16 protein-coding genes and 1 pseudogene are annotated in these 20831 nt (G+C 61.4%); 3 read left to right on the top strand and 14 right to left on the bottom strand.

Features of this window, described 5'->3' with window-relative positions:
- Nucleotides 1–94: 94 nt before the first annotated feature.
- The gene (plsB, locus tag M0814_RS21310; protein ID WP_003222085.1) at nt 95–2593 is read right to left on the bottom strand and encodes a glycerol-3-phosphate 1-O-acyltransferase PlsB; all 2499 of its coding nucleotides are present in this window, start codon (nt 2591–2593) and stop codon (nt 95–97) included.
- A gap of 237 nt (nt 2594–2830) precedes the next feature.
- Between plsB and M0814_RS21315 the strand changes: the two genes are divergently transcribed.
- Nucleotides 2831–3040, top strand: coding sequence for a cold-shock protein (locus tag M0814_RS21315; protein WP_003222087.1), 210 nt, complete (start codon nt 2831–2833; stop codon nt 3038–3040).
- A 154-nt stretch (nt 3041–3194) separates the two neighbouring features.
- On the opposite strand, the gene M0814_RS21320 is transcribed toward M0814_RS21315, so the two are convergent.
- From M0814_RS21320 to M0814_RS21335, 4 genes are all read right to left on the bottom strand, one after another.
- Nucleotides 3195–3572: a hypothetical protein gene (locus M0814_RS21320; protein WP_103486309.1), complete on the bottom strand. Its 378-nt coding sequence runs from the start codon at nt 3570–3572 to the stop codon at nt 3195–3197.
- Between the two features lie 75 nt (nt 3573–3647).
- On the bottom strand, nt 3648–4457 hold the full coding sequence (locus M0814_RS21325) for a putative RNA methyltransferase (RefSeq protein ID WP_003222091.1): 810 nt from the start codon (nt 4455–4457) through the stop codon (nt 3648–3650).
- A complete protein-coding gene (dapE, locus tag M0814_RS21330; protein ID WP_003222093.1) occupies nt 4457–5608 on the bottom strand; it encodes a succinyl-diaminopimelate desuccinylase in 1152 nt (383 codons plus the stop codon). The genes M0814_RS21325 and dapE overlap by 1 nt, the downstream gene beginning before the upstream one ends.
- 216 nt (nt 5609–5824) lie before the next feature.
- Nucleotides 5825–8416, bottom strand: a complete 2592-nt coding sequence (locus tag M0814_RS21335; protein WP_003222095.1) for a glycosyltransferase — start codon at nt 8414–8416, stop codon at nt 5825–5827.
- Between the two features lie 381 nt (nt 8417–8797).
- On the opposite strand from M0814_RS21335, the gene tcdA reads away from it, so the two are divergent.
- Nucleotides 8798–9616: a tRNA cyclic N6-threonylcarbamoyladenosine(37) synthase TcdA gene (gene tcdA / locus M0814_RS21340; protein ID WP_102355646.1), complete on the top strand. Its 819-nt coding sequence runs from the start codon at nt 8798–8800 to the stop codon at nt 9614–9616.
- A gap of 99 nt (nt 9617–9715) precedes the next feature.
- Here tcdA and M0814_RS21345 read toward each other — a convergent pair whose 3' ends face one another.
- The 5 genes and pseudogenes from M0814_RS21345 to M0814_RS21365 form a co-directional block, all read right to left on the bottom strand.
- Complete coding sequence (locus M0814_RS21345) at nt 9716–10120, bottom strand: SufE family protein (RefSeq protein ID WP_103486506.1); 405 nt, start codon at nt 10118–10120, stop codon at nt 9716–9718.
- Nucleotides 10117–11322: a cysteine desulfurase gene (locus M0814_RS21350; RefSeq protein ID WP_103486505.1), complete on the bottom strand. Its 1206-nt coding sequence runs from the start codon at nt 11320–11322 to the stop codon at nt 10117–10119. The genes M0814_RS21345 and M0814_RS21350 overlap by 4 nt, the downstream gene beginning before the upstream one ends.
- Before the next feature lie 40 nt (nt 11323–11362).
- A pseudogene (locus tag M0814_RS29195) lies at nt 11363–11461 on the bottom strand (metal ABC transporter ATP-binding protein); the annotation flags it as partial.
- 11 nt (nt 11462–11472) lie between these two features.
- A complete protein-coding gene (gene dapD, locus M0814_RS21360) occupies nt 11473–12507 on the bottom strand; it encodes a 2,3,4,5-tetrahydropyridine-2,6-dicarboxylate N-succinyltransferase (protein WP_003222105.1) in 1035 nt (344 codons plus the stop codon).
- Between the two features lie 32 nt (nt 12508–12539).
- Entirely contained in the window at nt 12540–12902 is a 363-nt protein-coding gene (locus M0814_RS21365) for an ArsC family reductase (protein ID WP_003222107.1), read from the bottom strand.
- A 293-nt stretch (nt 12903–13195) separates the two neighbouring features.
- Here M0814_RS21365 and M0814_RS21370 point away from each other — a divergent pair, with 293 nt between their 5' ends.
- Complete coding sequence (locus tag M0814_RS21370) at nt 13196–14827, top strand: Na+/H+ antiporter (RefSeq protein WP_103486503.1); 1632 nt, start codon at nt 13196–13198, stop codon at nt 14825–14827.
- Nucleotides 14828–14842: 15 nt separating this feature from the next.
- Here M0814_RS21370 and M0814_RS21375 read toward each other — a convergent pair whose 3' ends face one another.
- From M0814_RS21375 to map, 4 genes are all read right to left on the bottom strand, one after another.
- Nucleotides 14843–15490, bottom strand: a complete 648-nt coding sequence (locus M0814_RS21375; protein ID WP_103486502.1) for a hypothetical protein — start codon at nt 15488–15490, stop codon at nt 14843–14845.
- Nucleotides 15491–15751: 261 nt separating this feature from the next.
- Nucleotides 15752–16951, bottom strand: a complete 1200-nt coding sequence (gene dapC / locus M0814_RS21380; protein ID WP_003222115.1) for a succinyldiaminopimelate transaminase — start codon at nt 16949–16951, stop codon at nt 15752–15754.
- A gap of 122 nt (nt 16952–17073) precedes the next feature.
- Entirely contained in the window at nt 17074–19776 is a 2703-nt protein-coding gene (locus tag M0814_RS21385; RefSeq protein WP_103486501.1) for a [protein-PII] uridylyltransferase, read from the bottom strand.
- A 41-nt stretch (nt 19777–19817) separates the two neighbouring features.
- Complete coding sequence (gene map, locus M0814_RS21390) at nt 19818–20600, bottom strand: type I methionyl aminopeptidase (protein ID WP_103486500.1); 783 nt, start codon at nt 20598–20600, stop codon at nt 19818–19820.
- Between the last annotated feature and the right edge of the window lie 231 nt (nt 20601–20831).

A 20831-nucleotide genomic window follows, 5' to 3' on the forward strand; every position in this document is an offset into this window, starting at 1 on the left:
GATATCCGTATCGTGATTGGTTGATGGCGCCTATTAATTCATGAATCAACTAACGGGGCCATTGCAGTGCGTCCCCGTTAGTTGTCGGCAAGTTTCAGACTTGCGGCGCATCCGCTGTTTCGGCGGCATCTTCACTGCGATGCAGGGCTACCTGACGAATCGACAGACGAATCTCCGCCGGCAATACGCGTTTGGCCGCGCCTTCGGCCAGTTCGCCGAGCAGTTCGTGGTAGCTCAGCTTGCCGGCTTCGTCGCGACGCAGCACGTCGAGGTCGAGCAGGGTCTGGATGAAGTGACGGAACAGGCTCTTGTCGAAGAACTCCGGGGCGTTCAAGCCGTGGAGGATCGACAGGCGCTGGGCCATGACCGTGCACAAGTCTTCCAGCTCTTCGGCGCTGATGCTGTGCTGGCCGCTGTTGAGCAGCAAGGACACGGTCATGTAGAAGCGCTGCAGGGTCTGGGCGATGCTTTTCGACAGCAGGGTCAGCAGCACAAAGTGCCGCGAACTTGGCGCCGGACGCATATACACGTCCTTCTCGAAGCGCAGCAGGCCTTGCTCGACGAAGGCTTCCAGCCATTGATCGACCACTGCGTCGAGTTCGTCCAGGCTCCAGCGAATGAACAGCTCCGCCTGCAGGTACGGATACAGCGCGCGGGTGTAGCGCAGGATCTGTTCGCGGCTCATGCGCGAGGTGCTCTGGAAGAAGCTCGCCAGCAGCGCCGGCAGGGCGAAGATGTGCAGCACGTTGTTGCGGTAGTAGGTCATCAGGACGGCGTTCTGCTCGTCCAGATAGAGAATCTTGCCCAGCGCATCGTTCTGCTCGGACAGCAGATCCATGTCCTTCACGTGTTCGATCAGCGCACGGCCATCGCCTTCCGGCAGGGTCGTGTGTGGCGAGTACGGGACTTTGCGCAGCAGCGCCAGATACAGATCCAGCACCCGCGCCATCGCCCGATCGTCCAGCGCCAGGCGAGTGGTCGAGAGCAGCGCCAGCGCCACCAGATTGACCGGGTTGATCGCCGCCGCTTCGTTCAGGTGCTGTGCGACTTTCTCGCCGAGGCGATTGGTGGCTTCGTTGAGCCACGCCGGTTTGTACTGAGGGCCGAGTTCCTGTTGGCGCCAATCCGGCTGTTCGCTGTCGAGGAACTCCGCGAGTTTGATCGGCTCGCCGAAGTTCACCGCGACCTGACCGAAGCGCTGCTTGAGCGCGCCGATGACTTTGAAGATGTCGAAGATCGACTCTTTCTTCTTGCTCGCGCCACGCAGTTCGCCAAGGTAAGTACGACCTTCAAGCACGCGCTCGTAACCGATGTACACCGGCACGAAGACAATCGGCATGCGCGACGAGCGCAGGAAGCTGCGCATCGTGATCGCGAGCATCCCGGTTTTCGGTTGCAGCATGCGCCCGGTGCGCGAGCGGCCGCCCTCGACGAAGTATTCGACCGGGAAGCCTTTGGTGAACAGGGTGTGCAGGTATTCGTTGAACACCGAGGTGTACAGCGGATTGCCCTTGAACGTACGGCGCATGAAGAACGCGCCACCACGGCGCAGCAGGCTGCCGATCACCGGCATGTTGAGGTTGATCCCGGCGGCGATGTGCGGCGGGGTCAGACCGTTGCGGAACAGCAGGTACGAAAGCAGCAGGTAGTCGATGTGGCTGCGGTGGCACGGCACGTAGATCACTTCGTGACCCTGAGCGACCTTCTGCACGCCTTCGATGTGGTTGACCTTGATCCCGTCGTAGATCTTGTTCCAGAACCAGCTCAGCACCACTTCGAGGAAGCGGATCGCGGTGTAGGTGTAGTCCGAGGCGATTTCGTTGCCGTAGCGCAACGCCTGGGCCTTGGCTTTTTCCAGAGAGATGTTCTCGCGCTCGGCCTCTTCAACGATCGCTTGCTTGACCAGTGGCTGGTTGAGCAGGCCCTTGACCAGATTGCGCCGGTGGGAAATGTCCGGGCCGATCACCGCGGCTTTGAGGTTGCGGAAATGCACGCGCAGGATGCGCTGGGCCATGCGCACGGTGCGCTCGTGGCCCTTGTTGTGGTCGATCAGTTCGCGCAGGTGGATCGGCGCGGAGAACTGCACGCGAGTCTTGCGCCCGAGGACGATGATGCTCAGCAGCCGGCGCAAACGCCCGGTGACGGCCCAGCTGTCGGCGAACAGCAGCTTCCACGGGCTGTTTTCGCTGTCCGGCGACTGGCCCCAGAACACGCTGACCGGAATGATCTGCGCGTCTTCGGCGGCGTTCTGGGTCAGGGCGCTGACCAGGCGGGTCAGGGTCGGCGGTGCGCCGCGCTTGTCTTGACGGCCGAGCCAGTCCGGGTCCGGCGTCAGGTAGAAAAACGCTGCCGGTTCGATCAACGGCCCGACGGACACCGGCAGCACCGGACGCGGCAGACCGGCCTTGGTGCACTCGGTGTCGACTACTGCCAGATCGGTGAGCGAGGGATTTTGCAGGACGTAGAACACCGGACGACTGCGGTCGAGGTTGAGGGTGAACGACGACTGGTTGATCGTCTCCGAGCGAACCCAGAGGTACAACAGTCGGCGCAAGGTGCCAAACACAAGACGGCGGAACGGGGAACGGGTCATACGGCTTCTGCGTGAGTGAATAAAACCGAGCAACTGCTCGGGCGGTCGACAGTTTGCCGTATTCGCCGAAAATCGGCAAAAAAGCGGCGAAGTAAACTCCTGTTGAGAGTTTTCGCGCCTGTCATATACTCGGCAATCTGTCGCCGGGGCCCTTTATGGACGTCGGGCGCAGTCTGACGTTCCGCAAAGGCTTTCCTGCGAAAAGCCTGTTCAATAATAAAAAAGGAGTATGAACAGATGGCAACACGTGAAACCGGCAATGTGAAGTGGTTCAACGACGCCAAGGGCTACGGCTTCATTCAGCGCGACGACGGCGTGGACGTGTTCGTGCACTACCGCGCGATTCGCGGTGAAGGGCATCGCTCGCTGACTGAAGGTCAGCAGGTTGAATATGCGGTGGTGACGGGGGAGAAGGGGTTGCAGGCTGAGGATGTGGTAGGTCTGTAACACAACCCTCCAAAACACCCCAAAACCACTGTGGGAGCGGGCTTGCTCGCGAATGCGTCGTGTCATTCAGCATATCTGTAGCTGATACACCGCATTCGTCGGAACGCCGCCCGGAGCAAGCCCGCTCCCACATTTGGATCTGTGTTGACTGCGATTAAGCGGTTTTCCAGGTGATCTCTTCTTCACCGTCTTCGCTGATGCGAATCCAGCGATCCGCCGTTTCCTCGCCTTCTTCCTCGACCCACGTGCCCGGTGCGCAACGCACTTCGACGTTCAGCGCGGCAAAGGCGGCGCGGGCGCAGGCGATGTCGTCGTCCCATGGGGTCGCATCGCTTTCCAGGTACAGGCTGTTCCATTTGCCCACGGCTTTCGGCAGCCAGGTCACCGGCACATTGCCGGCCTTGCATTTGTAGGTCTGGCCTTTCTGTACCCAGTCGCTGCACGGGCCCAGGGCTGCGCCGAGCCAGGCGGAAATCGCCTTGTGGTCGACGTCGGCGTCTTTCAGGTAAATCTCGATATCCGGTTGGCGCATGGATGTCCTCACTGCGGGTCTGAAAAATCCATTCGCGGATTTAGCCGGCCCCGGGCACTCGCCCGAGACCAAAAGTTATTGAAGAACGAAATAATCGTAGCGCATCGACACGGTGGTCACGAACGGCTCGGCCTGTTCGATCACTGCGGCGCGGCGTTCGGCACTGGCGCGCCAGCCGTGGGGTGTCATCGCCAACAGGTTGGCGCGATCCTCGGGCTTGTCCAGCGTCAGTTTGAATTCCAGGGTTTCGCTGTGCGCCAGCGCCATGCCTTCCGGCACCAGGGCCAGATGCTTGTCGTCGGTGTATTCGCGCACTTCGTCGTACAGGCGTTCGCGCAGTTCCATCAGGTGGCCGCTGGTCGGGCCGACCTTCATCAGGCCGCCGCCGACGCTGAGCAGACGCTTGGCTTCTGCCCAGTCCAGCGGACTGAAAACGCTGGCGAGAAACTGGCAACTGCCCGACGCCAATGGCACGCGGGCCATGCTGGCGATCAACCAGGTAAGCGCCGGGTTGCGTTTGCAGGCGCGTTTCACCGCCTCGCGCGAGATGTCCAGCGCGTAGCCATCGGCTTCCGGCAGGGCCTCGGCGATCTGCGCGGTGTAGTAACCCTCACCGCAACCAATATCGACCCAGCGTGCCGGCGCATAACTGGCTGCCAGCTCTGCCAGACGCTTGGCCACCGGCGCGTAATGCCCGGCATTCAGGAAGTCGCGGCGCGCCTCGACCATCGCCTGATTGTCGCCAGGGTCACGGCTGTTCTTGTGCTGCACCGGCAACAGGTTCAGGTAGCCCTGACGCGCGCGGTCGAAGCGGTGGCCGGCGGGGCAGACCACGCCGTTGTCGACGCTGTTCAGCGGTTCACTGCAGATCGGGCACGCGAGCATCAGGCGAGCAACTTGATCAGGGTCTGGTAGTAGATCTCGGTCAGCACGTCGAGATCGGCCGCCAGCACACGCTCGTTGACCTGGTGGATGGTCGCGTTGACGGGGCCCAGTTCAACAACCTGCGTGCCCATGGTCGCGATGAAGCGGCCATCGGAAGTGCCGCCGCTGGTCGATGCCTTGGTCTCGCGGCCGGTGATGTCCTTGATGCTCGACGACACCGCGTCGAGCAGCGCGCCCGGCTCGGTGAGGAACGGCAGGCCGGACAGCGCCCAGTCGATGTGCCAGTCCAGATCGTGTTTGTCGAGGATGTCGGCCACGCGTTTCTGCAGGCCTTCGACGGTGGATTCGGTGGAGAAGCGGAAGTTGAACACCGCCACCAGATCACCCGGGATCACGTTGGTCGCGCCGGTGCCGGAGTTGAGGTTGGAAATCTGGAAACTGGTCGGCGGGAAGAAATCGTTGCCGTGGTCCCAGTGCTCGGCGGCCAGTTCGGCCAAGGCCGGGGCGGCGAGGTGGATCGGGTTCTTCGCCAGATGCGGGTAGGCCACGTGGCCCTGCACGCCGCGCACGGTGAGCTTGGCGCCGAGCGAGCCGCGACGACCGTTTTTCACCACGTCACCGACCAGCGTGGTGCTCGACGGTTCGCCGACGATGCACCAGTCCAGACGCTCTTTGCGCGCCACCAGACGTTCAACCACCGCTTTGGTGCCGTGGTGCGCCGGGCCTTCTTCGTCGCTGGTGATCAGGAACGCGACCTTGCCCTTGTGGTTCGGGTAGTCGGCGACAAAGCGCTCGGCGGCGACGGTCATCGACGCCAGGCTGCCTTTCATGTCGGCCGCGCCGCGACCGCAGAGCATGCCGTGTTCATCGATCACGGCGTTGAACGGTTCGATCTGCCAGGCAGTCACCGGACCGGTCGGCACCACGTCGGTGTGGCCGGCGAAGCACAGCACCGGGCCGTCGTCATTGCCGTGGGTCGCCCAGAAATTGTCCACGTCCTCGATGCGCATCGGCTCCAGGGTGAAACCGGCATCGCCCAGGCGCTGCATCATCTGCTTCTGGCAATCGGCGTCGACCGGCGTCACGGACGGACGGCGGATCAGGTCGATGGCGAGTTGGAGGGTCGGCGAAAGGTCGGCGTGGGCCGTCATGGAAAACTCCGGAGTCATGAATGTGGGCGCGGACTAACAATGTGGGAGCGAGCCTGCTCGCGAATGCGGTGTGTCAGTCAACATAATCGGTGAATGTTACAAAGCCTTCGCGAGCAGGCTCGCTCCCACAGGGATTAGAGGAGTGCCCTGCAAAATGGCGGTTATCTTAAAGCAAAACGGCGACCATTGGCCGCCGTTTAGTGCTTCGTCGAGGAATTAGACGACAGGCGCCGGTTCGGGCGCTGTCGCAGGTTTTGGCAGCGACGAGAGGAACGCCATGATCAGCGCGGCCAGGTATGGCAGCGACTGCACCAGCAGCATTGCGACCCAGAAGCGCATGTCGTTGCTCGGAATGCCCTGCACCAGGTAGATCCCCAGCGCTGCGCCCCACAACAGCAGCATGATGAACAGCTCTTCGCGCGCTTCGGAAATCGCCACCCAGAAGCCATGGTTGTCGGCGTTTTTCGGCGTGCGGAAGAACGGAATGCTGCTGGTGAAGAAACCGTACAGCACCGCTTTGGCGATGGTGTGCGACAACGCCAGGCCAGCCAGTGCGGCGCAGAACGCATCCTTGAGGTTCACGCCCACGGCGCGACGGTAGAGGAAGATGATCTTGCCGACCTTGAACACGAACAGCGCCAGTGGCGGGATTGCGAAAATCAGCAGCGGCGGATCGACCCGTTGCGGCACGATGATCATCGCCGCCGACCACAGCAGGGCGCCGACGGTGAAGAAAATGTTCATGCCGTCCGCGACCCACGGCAGCCAGCCCGCGAGGAAGTGGTAACGCTGGCCACGGGTCAGCTCGGTGTCTTTGCCGCGCAGCAGGCTGCGGGTGTGGCGCTTGATGATCTGGATCGCGCCATAGGCCCAGCGGAAACGCTGCTTCTTGAAGTCGATGAAGGTGTCCGGCATCAGACCCTTGCCGTAACTGTCGTGGTAATACGCCGCCGACAGGCCTTTCTCGAACACGCGCAGACCCAGCTCGGCGTCTTCACAGATGCACCAGTCGGCCCAGCCCAGCTCTTCCAGAACCGAACGCCGGGTCATGGTCATGGTGCCGTGCTGGATGATCGCGTCGCGGTCGTTGCGGGTGACCATGCCGATGTGGAAGAAACCTTTGTATTCGGCGTAGCAGAGCTTCTTGAAGGTGCTTTCGTTCTGGTCGCGATAGTCCTGCGGCGACTGCACCACGGCGATTTTCGGATCGGCGAAGTGCGGCACCATGTGCTTGAGCCAGTTCGGATGCACGCAGTAGTCGGAGTCGATCACCGCGATCACTTCGGCGTCCTTGGCGGTATGCGGAATCAGGTAGTTCAGCGCGCCGCCCTTGAAACCGGCCAGGGGCGAAACGTGGAAGAACTTGAAACGCGGGCCGAGGGTGGCGCAGTAGTCGCGCACCGGTTCCCAGACGGCTGGGTCTTTGGTGTTGTTGTCGATGATCAGGACTTCATAGTCCGGGTAATCAAGGGCAGCCAAGGCGTCGAGGGTCTGTTTGACCATCTCCGGCGGCTCGTTGTAGCACGGTACGTGGATCGAGACTTTCGGTCTGTAGTCCGAGTCGCCCACCACCGGCAGGAATTCACGCCTGCGCTTGTGGGTCCAGACTGCTTCGGCCAGTTCATGCGCCTCGGTCAGCAACACGATAAACACCCCGAGCGCACCCAGCGCCAGCAGGAAACCCACCGTCAGGCTGAACCACGTGCTGTATTGCTGGCTGTAGTCGTAACCGATCCACACCAGCACCGAACCGCAGAGGAACGCGATAAAGGTCAGGAAGGTGCGGCCACGCTGGCGCAGGGCCGAGCCGTCGATCATCAGCAGGGTCAGCGACAGCAGCGCCAGCACCACCGAACCGATGGCCAGCACGCGCCATTGCGGGATGGCGACGACCGGGCCTTCGAAGTTGAATTTCTGCTGGCGGGCGGCGTTGAACACGCCCCAGTAGGCGCCCACCGAACCTTCGTCACTGGCCTTCCACGGCTGGTCGAACGCTTCGATCACGAAGTAGTTGAAGCCTTGGCGGTTGAGCTTGTTGACCAGTGTGCGCAGGTAGATCGCCTGATCCGCCGGCGACGCGTCGGCGCCACCGCGCATGCGACCGTTGCTCGGCCAGCCGACTTCGGACAGCAGCAGCGGCTTTTTCGGGAATAGCTTTTTCAGGTCACGGGCACGGTCGAAGACGAACTGCCCGGCCTTGTCGACCGGGATGAATTCCCAGTACGGCAGGACGTGCGCAGCGATCAGGTCAACGTGCTTGGCCAGCTCCGGGTGTTCTTCCCAGACGTGCCACTGCTCGGAGGTGGTCACCGGCACTTTCACCGCCGCGCGCACCCGATCCAGCAGCACGCTCAGTTGCTCGGCAGTGATTTCCTTGCGGAAGATCGCTTCGTTACCGACCACCACGCGAACCACGCTGCGCGAGGTGTTGGCCAGTTCGATGGCGCGCTGGATTTCCCGCTCGTTGCGTTCCTGATCGGGGCTGATCCAGATCCCGAGGGTCACGCGCAGACCGAACTCTTCCGCCAGTTTCGGGATGTCCTGCAGCGAACCGTCGACCGAGTAGATGCGGATGTTGTCCGTCAGCTTGCTCATGATCTCCAGGTCGCGGCGCATTTCGTCGTCAGTCGGATACTGATCCTTCTGCGGGAACTGGCCCTGCTGGAATGGCGAATAGGAAAAACCGGAGATCTGTTCCGGCCAGTTGGGCGCGGAGACCGGGCGGTTGATCAGCGCCCAGAAACCGGTGAACAGGGCGGCGATTGCCAGAACCACCACCAGGTTGAGACCAAATTTACGCGATGACATAGCTATTTCGGGTTCCAAAGGCTGTGGAACGAAGGAACGGATCGGCTTACGCCAAAAGGGCGCGAATCCTACACCGGCAGTTCACTGCTCGTACACCGGGCAGGAAAATGCCCGACATTGGGCAGTCCAACCTGATTTAAGTTCTTTAGTAACAGCTTGTAAGAGAAAACTTTGTTATTCAGTTATAGCAATTCCCGTGGCGAGGGAGCTTGCTCCCGCCGGACTACGAAGCAGTCCGCTTTTCAAGGGCCGCTTCGCGACCCGGCGGGAGCAAGCTCCCTCGCCACAAGGCTTGTGCAAAACGGCGGCGTTCACCGTTCATAGCGTCAAAGATGCTCTTGGCCGCCGACGGCCCTATAATGCGCGCCGGTTTTTGGGGTAATGGTCATGAGTACAGAAGATCCGCGGTTTGCAGGCATCGCCCGTTTGTATGGCATCGAGGGCCTTGAGCGCCTGCGTGCGGCCCATGTGGCGATTGTCGGCGTCGGTGGCGTCGGTTCCTGGGCGGCGGAAGCCATGGCCCGCTGTGGCGTGGGCGAGATTTCGCTGTTCGACCTCGACGACGTCTGCGTCAGCAACGCCAACCGCCAGTTGCATGCGCTGGACAGCACCGTCGGCAAACCCAAGGTCGAAGTGATGGCCGAGCGCCTGCGCGGGATCAATCCGGATTGCACCGTGCATGCGGTGGCGGACTTCGTGACGCGCGACACCATGGCCGAGTACATCACGCCGAACATCGACTGCGTGATCGACTGCATCGACGCAGTCAACGCCAAGGCTGCACTGATCGCCTGGTGCAAACGCCGCAAGATTCAGATCATCACCACGGGCGGTGCGGGTGGGCAGATCGATCCGACGCTGATTCAGGTCTGCGACCTCAACCGGACCTTCAACGACCCGCTGGCTTCGAAAGTGCGCTCGACCCTGCGCCGCGACTACGGTTTCTCGCGTACCGTGACTCGCCATTACAGCGTGCCGTGCGTGTTCTCCACTGAACAGCTGCGCTATCCGAAACCGGACGGCAGCATCTGTTTGCAGAAGAGTTTTGTCGGCGATGGCGTGAAGCTCGACTGCGCCGGCGGGTTTGGCGCGGTGATGATGGTCACGGCGACGTTCGGCATGGTCGCGGCGACCAAGGCTGTGGACAAGATTGTGGCGGGTGTGCGGCGGCCGGCGGATCGCATCAAACCTCAGGTCTGAGGTTGTCAGTGATGGCCTCTTCGCGAGCAAGCCCGCTCCCACGTTGGATCTGTGGCGTTCACAAATCCCCTGTGGGAGCGGGCTTGCTCGCGAAGGCGATCAGCCTGCCAACTCATTCATGCGCTTGAGCACGGCATTCAAGCCATTACTGCGCGACGGCGACAATTGCCGCGACAGCCCCAGTTGATTGAACCAGTCGGGCAAATCCACCTGCTGCAACTCGGCAGCGCTCAAACCGTTGACCCGCAACAGCAGCAACGCCACCAACCCGCGAATCATCCGCGCATCGCTGGCAGCGCTGAATTGCCAGTGGCCGTCCTGCAATTCCCCCACCAGCCACATCTGACTTTCACAGCCATGCACGCGGTTGGCCTCGCATTTGTCCGCGTCATCCAGCGGCGGCAGACGATCGCCAAACTGCATCAGCAACCGTGCGCGCTGTTCCCAACCGGCAGCATTCTGAAAGGTCTGCAGCGCTTCGGCAGCGGCGAGCGGCAGGCTCATCGCAGCAACTCCAGGGCCTGATCCAGCGCTTCGAAGAAACGCTCCAGATCCTCGGAGTCGTTGTACAGCGCCAGCGACACGCGAATAGCACCGGCCAGCTCAAAGCTTTTCAGCAACGGCATGGCGCAGTGATGCCCGGCGCGCACGGCGATGCCTTGTTCGGTCAGCAGATGCGCCAGATCGGCGTTATGCACGCCCTCTACGACGAAACTCGCCAGCGCCAGTTGCGGCTTGCCGAGCAGACGAATGCCGTTGCGCGCGGCCAGGCCTTGTAGCAGATAGGCGTGCAGCGCCGCTTCGTGGGCCGACACCGCGTCCTGATCCAGCCCTGCCAGATAATCGAGAGTTGCGCCGAGGCCGATTACGCTGGCAATCGGCGGCGTACCGGCCTCGAAACCCAACGGGGCAGGGCGGAAGCGCGCATCGTGATAATTGGCTTCCAGCACCATTTCGCCGCCGAACTGCCACGGCTGCAGTTGCTCAAGCGCCTTGTTGCGCCCGAACAACACACCGAGACCATCGGGGCCGTACAGTTTGTGGCTGGAAAACACGTAGAAGTCGCAACCCAGTGCCTGCACGTCGTGGCGACCATGCACCACACCTTGGGCGCCATCGACCACGGTCAGCGCGTTCTGCGCCTTGGCCATCGCCAGCAGCGCCGGCAGCGGTTGCCAGGCGCCGAGCACGTTGGACAGCTGACTGACCGCCAGCAAACGGGTACGCGGGTTGATCAGACGCACAGCGGCGCCGAGGTCGATCACGCCGTCGGCGTCCAGCGGCAGGATCACCAGTTTCAGCTCGCGACGCTGTGCCAGTTGCTGCCACGGCAGCAGGTTGGCGTGATGCTCCAGGGCGCTGATGACAATTTCATCGCCCGGATGGAAAAGATGCTCAAGGCCATAGGCCAGGAGATTCAGCGCGCTGGTGGCGCCGTGGGTGAAGATGATCTGCCCGCTGTCACCGGCATTCAGCCACTGGGCAACTTTCAGTCGACTGTCTTCGAACGCCTGCGTCGCGTGGGCGCCGGGCAGATGCTGCGCACGATGCACATTGGCTGCGCCGTTGGCGTAGTAGTGCGCTAGCGCGTCAAGCAGGGCCTGGGGTTTTTGCGTGGTGGCGGCATTGTCCAGATAGGTCTGGTCTTGCCGTTGCAGGGCGGCGATGGCCGGAAAATCGGCGCGCCAGGGGGAGGGAATCATCATCTGTTCAGCCCTGTGAACTTGGGCGGGTGTACACCGAACCTTGTGGGAGCGGGCTTGCTCGCGAAAGCGTCGTGTCATTCAGCACTGTTGTTGACTGACCGGACGCCTTCGCGAGCAAGCTCGCTCCCACAGGGGGGATCGTGTGGCTGCTTAGTTGTGAGCGTGCAGCGCTTCGTTCAGCTCGATCGCCGATTTGTGGGTTTTGCACTCCACGGCACCGGTTTCCGAGTTGCGACGGAACAGCAGGTCGGTCTGACCGGCCAGTTCACGCGCCTTCACCACCTTGACCAGGTTGTTGTGCTCGTCCAGCAGCGCCACCTTGGTGCCGGCGGTCACGTACAGGCCCGACTCGACGGTGTTGCGGTCGCCCAACGGGATACCGATACCGGCGTTGGCGCCGATCAGGCAGCCTTCGCCGACCTTGATCACGATATTGCCGCCGCCCGACAGGGTGCCCATGGTCGAGCAGCCGCCGCCCAAGTCCGAACCCTTGCCGACGAAAACGCCAGCGGACACGCGGCCTTCGATCATGCCCGGGCCTTCGGTGCCGGCGTTGAAGTTGATGAAGCCTTCGTGCATCACGGTGGTGCCTTCGCCCACGTAAGCGCCCAGACGCAGACGTGCTGCGTCAGCGATACGCACGCCGGCCGGCACCACGTAGTCGGTCATTTTCGGGAACTTGTCCACCGAGAACACTTCCAGCAGCTCGCCGCGCAGACGGGCTTCGAGTTGCATTTCGGCCAGTTCGCTCAGGTCGATTGCGCCCTGGCTGGTCCATGCCACGTTCGGCAGCAGCGGGAAGATCCCGGCCAGGCTTACGCCGTGCGGCTTGACCAGACGATGCGACAGCAGGTGCAGCTTGAGGTAGGCCTCTGGCGTCGAGGTCAGTTGGGCGTCTTCGGCCAGCAGGGTGGCGACCAGCGGCTTGTGGCTCTCGGCCAGACGGGTCAGCAGTTTGCCTTGAACGGCGTCGATGCCTTTGACCGCTTCAGCCAGTTGCGCAGCCTGTGCAGTGGTGAAGGTGATGGCCTGGTTGCCTTCGGTGTAACCGAGGATCGGCGCCACGGCAGCGACCAGTTCGGCCGAAGGGTTGAGCAGTGGCTGAGCGTAGAACACTTCCAGCCACGCGCCTTGACGGTTCTGAGTGCCGACACCAAAGGCGATGCTGAACAGAGAGTTGGACATGTGAATACCTCTAGCAATAAGTGACGGGCTGCTTACTTGAGTGCGGCCGCGTAGATGTCTGGCTTGAAGCCAATCAGGGTTCGGTCACCTAGATCGAGCACCGGGCGCTTGATCATCGAGGGTTGAGCGAGCATCAGTTCGATGGCTTTCGACTGGTCGAGATCGGCTTTACGTTCGTCGTCGAGTTTGCGAAAGGTCGTGCCTGCACGGTTCAACACCGTTTGCCAGCCGTGCTCGTCACACCATTGGGTCAGGTGCTCACGGTCGATACCGGCGGTTTTGTAATCGTGGAAGTCGTAGCTGACAGCGTGTTCATCGAGCCAGGTGCGCGCCTTCTTCATGGTGTCGCAGGCTTTGATGCCGAAAAGGTGCAACGTTTTACTTGAAACGGTCAAGGAATCGCCCCCTTTACAGGTGCTGGAAAAAAATGGTGTCGGATTATGCCATGACCAAACGGTTTCGCGGCGCCGAGGTTTATCTGCTTGCAGATTACCCTGTGGGAGCGGGCTTGCTCGCGAAAGGGCCGTGTCAGTCGAAATCATTGCTCAATGACCCACCGCATTCGCGAGCAAGCCCGCTCCTACAAGTGGATTTGCGACAGGGCTGCGACATAGGTGCAACGGTCAGACGCATCCTAAGCGGCTAATATGGCAGTTCAACGCTGTCGATTGCCTGAGATTTCCGCTTTATGCAAACCGCTTACACCGTCCTTATCCTGCTGATGCTGGTCAGCGTTTCGCGTCTGGTTGGACGGGTCATCCCGCTGCCGCTGCCTCTGGTGCAAATCACCGCCGGTGCCTTGCTGGCCTGGCCGACACTGGGCCTGCACGTGGCGCTGGATCCGGAACTGTTCCTGTTTCTGTTCCTGCCGCCGCTGCTGTTTTCCGACGGCTGGCGCATGCCCAAACGCGAATTCTGGCATTTGCGTGGGCCGATCCTGACGCTGGCGGTGGGCCTGGTGCTGTTCACCGTGGTCGGCGCCGGGTATTTCATTCACTGGCTGTTGCCGAGCATTCCGCTGCCGGTGGCCTTTGCTCTGGCCGCCGTGCTGTCGCCGACCGACGCCGTGGCCGTCTCGGCGATCTCGCAGAACCGTTTGCCGACACCGCTGATGCACATGCTGCAGGGCGAGGCGCTGATGAACGACGCCTCGGGTCTGGTGACGTTCAAGTTTGCCCTCGTCGCGGCAGTGACCGGGGTGTTCTCGCTGGCCAATGCCAGCCTGACCTTCGTACTGGTGGCGGTCGGCGGGCTGGCGGTCGGTGTTGCGCTGAGCTGGCTGGTCGGGCGTTTGCGCGCATGGATGATTGCCCGTGGCTGGGACGATCCGGCCACCCATGTGGTGTTCATGTTGCTATTGCCGTTCGCCGCTTATGTACTGGCCGAGCGACTGGGTGCATCGGGGATTCTTTCGGCCGTCGCGGCGGGGATGATGCAGAGCTGGCTCGATCTGTTGCCACGGCAGACCAGCACCCGTCTGCTCAACCGTAGCGTCTGGTCATTGCTGGAGTTCGCCTTCAACGGTCTGATCTTCCTGCTGCTGGGCCTGCAATTGCCGGACATCATCAAAGCCGTGGTCAGCCACGAACCGACGTTGTGGCCGACCCTGCTGTATCGCGGCCTCGACGTGGTGGCGATTTTCCTCGCGCTGGTGCTGCTGCGCTTTATCTGGGTGCAGAGCATCTGGCGTTTGTCGGTGCTGCTGCGGCGGTTGCGCGGCAAGGGTGACCTGACGCAAGTACCCACGGCGCGCTCCTGCTGGTTGCTGACCGTTGGCGGTGTGCGCGGCGCGGTGACGCTGGCCGGTGTGATGTCGGTGCCGATGTTGATGGGGGCTGAGGCGTTTCCCGAGCGTGATCTGCTGATCTTTATTGCCGCCGGGGTGATCCTGTTGTCGCTGATTGTGGCGTGCATCGCCTTGCCGTTGCTGTTGCGCGGTATCGAAAAAAGTCCGGACGACAAGCGTCGTCAAGAAGTGCGCGATGCCTGGCGCAAGACCGCCGAAGCAGCGATCCATGCGCTGGAAACCGAAGAAGTTGCGCCGCAGGATGCCGCGCAGGCGGCGCTCTCGGCTGAACTCAAGGCGCGGATCATGTCCGAATACCGGCATCAGCTTGAGGTGTTCAACGATTCGGCTGAAGCCCAGACGCTGGCGTTCCAGATGGATCTGCTGGAACGCCGTTTGCGCTTGAAGGCACTGCGCGCGCAGCGCCTGGAGTTGTATAGCCTGAGTCGTCAGCACCAGATTGGTGATGACGTGCTCAGAGAAGTATTGGGCGAACTTGATTTGAGCGAGGCGAATCTGGGGCAGGTCAAATAGCCTGAGGGGGTAAGTTCACTCACTCACCGGGTAAGGATAAGCGTTCGACATGAAGATTTTGTCCTGTTCGCTGAGATCCAGATTAATGAAGAGCTGGAAGTCACCGAGGGTCCAGGACTGCTTGATGCGATAGTGCATGATCGACGTTCGATCGTACGCCGAATAAATGCTTTCGCCGGGATTGCCGCGATCAAAGTACCAGTCGTGCAGGCGTTTGCGCGTCACGCTGGCCCGGTAGTCGTCTTCTTCCGGGTTGGCAGTTAATTCATGTTCCTCATAAATGGCTGGCATGTCCCAGGGGATGTTTGCCGTCGGGTTGGTTTGCTCATGCTCTGCGCCAAGCATGTGGCCGAACTCGTGCATTACATTGGCTGCGAAGTAACGTGCGCTGTCGGCTGGGTGGGGCCAGAGTCTCATGGTGGGCTCATCGGGGAATAACCGGGCATCGGTACCAATAAATGAAGAAAACGTTCCTTCCTGGCTGAGTATGCGGATATCGCCCGCTTCACCTTCGACGAAATCAAACTTCAAATTAATGTGCGGCAACCAGTTGCTGGCGGCGGCGATGGTCGCGTCCTTGAATTCTTGCGTGCCATTGAGGAAGGCGATGCGAAGTGTGCAGCCGGGTGTCCAGAATTTCGCCGGATTGTTTTTAGCCCACATGTTTCTGAAACTCCCGAGCGTGTTTCAGAGGCCGGGATATCTGCGTGTTTTCAGATTTTCTGCGTGGGTGAAGCCATGTTGAGTGCATAACTGAACATCCGTGTTTTCATTCTTCAGGTTTAACTTGTCGGGTTGTTTAGTGTTCCCGGCAAGTCGCTTTGAATGAGGGATGCTAGTGACTGAACTTGAGTGGGTAAATTGAATATGTGTGCGGTTTTATGACGGGTTACCGTGCCAGCAGAACTGGCACGGTAAAGGCGCTTATGACTGGCGAGTGACGAACGCGCGAATCCGCTCTGCGGCCTCGACACACTCGGCCAGTGGCGCGACGAGCGCCATGCGCACACGCCCGGCACCCGGATTGACGCCGTCCACATCTCGCGACAAATACGAGCCCGGCACCACGGTCACGTGTTCCTGTTCGAACAGGTCGCGGCAGAAGGCGGCATCGTCGCCGGCCACGTTCGGCCACAGGTAGAAGCTGCCGTCCGGACGCTGCACGTCCATTACCGGGCTGAGGATTGCCAGCACTGCATCGAATTTCTCGCGGTACAGCGCACGGTTGGCGCGTACATGCACTTCGTCATTCCATGCGGCAACGCTGGCCAGTTGGGTTTGCACCGGCATCGCGCAGCCGTGGTAGGTGCGGTACAGCAGGAAGCCCTTGAGGATATCGGCGTCACCGGCGACGAAACCGGAGCGCAGGCCCGGCAGGTTGGAGCGCTTGGACAGGCTGTGGAACACCACGCAACGCTTGAAGTCCTTGCGGCCCAGTTCGACGCAGGCACTGAGCAGGCCTGGCGGCGGGGTCTGTTCGTCGAAGTACAGTTCGCTGTAGCACTCGTCGGCGGCGATCACGAAGTCGTATTCGTCGGCCAGGGCGATGAGTTTTTTCAGCACGTCGACCGGGATCAGTGCGCCGGTCGGGTTGCCCGGCGAGCACAGGAACAGGATCTGGCAGCGTTTCCAGATGTCCGGCGAGACCGCATCGAAATCCGGGTTGAAGCCATTTTCGTCCAGGCATGGCAGGTAGTGCGGCTTGGCCCCGGCGAGGAACGCTGCGCCTTCGTAGATCTGATAGAACGGGTTCGGGCTGACCACCAGCGCATCGTCGCCACGGTTGACCACGGTCTGGGTGAAGGCGAACAGCGCTTCGCGGGTACCGTTGACCGGCAGCACATTGCGCGCCGGATCAATCCAGCCGCTCGGTACGCCAAAGCGACGTTCGCACCAGCCGGCGATGGCTTCGCGCAGGGCCGGGATGCCAAGGGTGGTCGGATACACCGCCATCTGATCCAGATTGTTCGCCAGCGCTTCGGCGACAAAGCTTGGCGAGCGGTGTTTCGGCTCGCCGATCGACAGGGCGATCGGGCGTTTGTCCGGGTTCGGCGTGACCGTGCCAAGCAGGGCGCGGAGCTTTTCGAACGGGTAGGGCTGGAGCTGGTTCAGAGCGTTGTTCATGGGGGCCTCGTTCAATGTGGGAGCGGGCTTGCTCGCGAAAGCGGTGTGTCATTGAATGATGTGCTGCCTGACACACCGCTTTCGCGAGCAAGCCCGCTCCCACAGGGGGGGAAGTTGCTGGATCAAATGCTGATGCGCGAAAGCTTGATATCCGGTTCCTGATTGACGCTCAGTTGCTCGACGATTGCGTCCTGCAAGCGGCTGCACAGCAGCGGGTCGGAGAGCGGCTGGTTGTGGGCGTCGGTGATGAAGAACACGTCTTCCACGCGTTCGCCCAGGGTCGCAATCTTGGCGTTCTGCAGCGACAGGTCGAACTCGAGGAAGATCCCGCCGATCCGCGCCAGCAGGCCCGGGCGGTCAGGAGCGGTGAGTTCCAGCACCGTCACCGGACGCTGGGCGTCGTTGTGGATCGTCACCTGCGGCGCAAAGGCGAAGTGCTTGAGCTGGCGCGGCACCCGGCGCTGGATGATCGTCGGGTAGTCGTCGGGGTTGCGCAGGGCTTCGGTCAGACCGTCGCGAATCTGTTTGACCCGCGCCGGGTTGTCGCCGATCGAGTCGCCGTCGGTGTCGAGCACGATGTAGGTGTCGAGGGTGAACTGGCTGCTCGAGGTGATGACCCGGGCGTCGTGAATGTTCAGGTTGAGCTGGTCCATCGCGGCCACGGTCACGGCGAAGAAATCGTGCTGATCCGGGGCGTAGATGAAGATCTGCGTGCCACCCTCGAATTCGCGTTGGGTGGTTTCCTTGATCAGCACCAGCGGGCCGCCATCGGCCGGCTGCTGCAGGATCGCGTCACTGTGCCAGGCGACGTCGCCGGCGGTATGACGGAGGAAATAGTCATCGCCCAACTGCGCCCACAACTGCTCGACGTCGTCCGGGTCGGTGCCGCCGCGCACCAGAATGTCCAGTGCCGCGCTCTGGGTCTGGCGGATCTGCTCTTCGCGATCCACCGGGTTTTCCAGGCCACGGCGCAGGGCGCGTTTGGTCTCGGTGTAGAGCTGGCGCAACAGGCTCGCGCGCCACGAGTTCCACAGCGTCGGATTGGTCGCGTTGATGTCGGCCACGGTCAGCACATACAGATAGTCCAGACGAGTTTCGTCGCCGACGATCTGCGCGAAATCGTGGATCACTTGCGGGTCGGACAGATCCTTGCGCTGTGCGGTGGTCGACATCACCAGATGGTTTTGCACCAGCCAGACGATCAGGCGGCTGTCCCACACCGGCAGTTGATGACGCTGGCAGAACGCTTCGGCATCGACCGCGCCGATGTCCGAATGATCGCCATGCCGGCCCTTGCCGATGTCGTGGTACAGACCGGCCATGTAGATGAGTTCGGGCTTGGGCAGTTTGGCCATGAGTTTGGCCGCCAGCGGGAATTTTTCCGACACCTGGCTGTACTGCAACTTACGCAGGTGCTTGATCAGGTTCAGGGTGTGCGCATCGACCGTATAGATGTGGAACAGGTCATGCTGCATCTGTCCGACGATAAAGCCGAACTCCGGCAGGTAACGCCCGAGAATGCCGTAACGGTTCATCCGCCGCAGGTTGCGATGGATGCCGATCTTGCACTTGAACAGCTCGATGAACAGGCTGGTATTGCGGATGTCGTTGCGGAAATTGTCGTCGATCAGATGACGATTTTCCCGCAGCAGACGAATGGTGTCGGCGCGCACGCCTTTGATTTCCGGCTGCTGGGCCATCAGCACGAAGATCTCGAGCATGGCGAACGGCGTGCGGCGGAACACGTTGTCGTTACGTGCTTCGATGTAGCCGTCGTGCAACTGGAAACGCGAGTTGATCGGCTGCGGCGGTGCTTCGTCTTCCGGGGCGAGGATCACTTCCTCGAAGTGCTGGATGATCAGGTCGCTGAGCTGAGCGATGCTCATCACCACGCGGAAGTACTGCTGCATGAAATTTTCGACGGCCTGTTTGGCGTCGTCACCTTCAAAGCCCAACAGGCCGGCGATGGTCCGCTGATGGTCGAACAGCAGGCGGTCTTCCGAGCGGCCGGCGAGCATGTGCAGGGCATAGCGCACTTTCCAGAGGAATTCCTGGGAGGAGGCCAGCAGCGCGTTTTCGCTCTCGACCAGGAAACCTTCGCCGGCGAGGGCGCGCAGGTTCAGGGTGCCGTACTGACGCCGGGCCACCCACAGAATCGTCTGGATATCCCGCAGGCCGCCGGGCGAGCCTTTGACGTTGGGTTCCAGGTTGTATTCGGTGTCGTTGTACTTGTGGTGGCGGGCCTTCTGCTCGGCGCGCTTGGCCAGGAAGAACTCCTTGGCCGGCCACATGTGTGCGGTGCTGGTGACATCGAGCATGCGCTGGCGCAGACGCTCGGGGCCGCAAATGGTGCGGCTTTCCATGAGGTTGGTGACCACGGTCAGGTCGGCGCGGGCCTCTTCGGCGCATTCGTCGACCGAACGCACGCTCTGCCCGACCTCCAGACCGATGTCCCACAGCAGCGTCAGAAAACGCTCGATGGAATCGCGGAAAACTTCGTGGTCGGCGCTGTCCAGCAGGATCAGCAGGTCGATGTCGGAATAGGGGTGCAACTCACCACGGCCGTAGCCGCCGACCGCGACCAGCGCGATGTCGGCGTCTTCGCTCCAGTTGAACTGCTCCCAGGCCTTTCGCAGGATGTTGTCGACGAACCAGGCACGGTCTTCGATCAGCCGGCGGATGTCGCGGCCGCTGCGAAAACGCGTGTCGAGGACCTCGCGAGCCTGGCGGATCGCCTTCTTGAACGCCGCAATGGGACTCGCTTTCAGGGCCAGTTCAGCCTGGAACTGGCCGCGGTCGAACAGTTCGGGATCCACCTGCGGCATCGATTGGCTTTCCTTCTATAAGGCTGGGAGCGTTCTTGGGATCAGGCCGAGACGCGCGGAATCGTGTCGTCGGCGCGCAGGGTGAAGATCTCGTAGCCAGTGTCGGTCACCAGCAGGGTGTGTTCCCACTGTGCCGAGAGCTTGCGGTCTTTGGTGATCGCGGTCCAGCCGTCACCCAGTACCTTGGTGTCGGCCTTGCCCTGGTTGATCATCGGCTCGATGGTGAAGGTCATGCCAGCCTTCAGTTCCATGCCGGTACCGGCGCGGCCGTAGTGCAGGATCTGCGGTTCTTCGTGGAACACCTTGCCGATGCCGTGGCCGCAGAATTCGCGAACCACCGAGAAGCCGTTCTTTTCCGCGTGCTTCTGGATGATTTCACCGATGTCGCCAAGGCGGCAGCCAGGTTTGACGATTTCAATCGCCTTGTACATGCATTCCTGGGTGACCTGCGACAGACGCTCGGCCCAGACCGGCACTTCGCCGACGTGGAACATGCGGCTGGTGTCGCCGTGGTAGCCGTCTTTGATCACGGTGACGTCGATGTTCAGCGTGTCGCCATTTTTCAGCGGCTTGTCATTCGGGATGCCGTGGCAGACCACGTGATTGATCGAGGTGCAGATCGACTTCGGAAAACCCTTGTAGTTGAGCGGGGCAGGGATGGCCTGCTGCACGTTGACGATGTAGTCGTGGCAGATCTGGTTCAGTTGATCGGTGGTAACACCCGGTTTGACATGTTCGGCAATCATTTCCAGCACATCGGCGGCCAGTTTGCCGGCGACTCGCATGCCAGCGATGTCCTCGGGGGTTTTGAGGTTGACGGTCATACAGGCTCTCTCTGCGCTCGGCGGCGCTTACTGATACGGAGAGGGTGGCAAGTGTTGGATTTGCGACCCTGAAAAACGCGATTCTATCAGACGGAAGGAGCAAATCCGCGCCTGCGTGCATCGCGTCTGTCTATACAATGGTGCGCCTGAAGGCGATTCCAAGGGGGCTGCGCCCATGTCCTTGGTGCGATTACAGATTCCGGGTTCCGTTTCTGCGCACCCTGTGGTATA

It is taken from the genome of Pseudomonas sp. MWU12-2020, assembly GCF_023100605.1.
GTDB classification, from domain to species: Bacteria; Pseudomonadota; Gammaproteobacteria; order Pseudomonadales; family Pseudomonadaceae; genus Aquipseudomonas; species Aquipseudomonas fluorescens_H.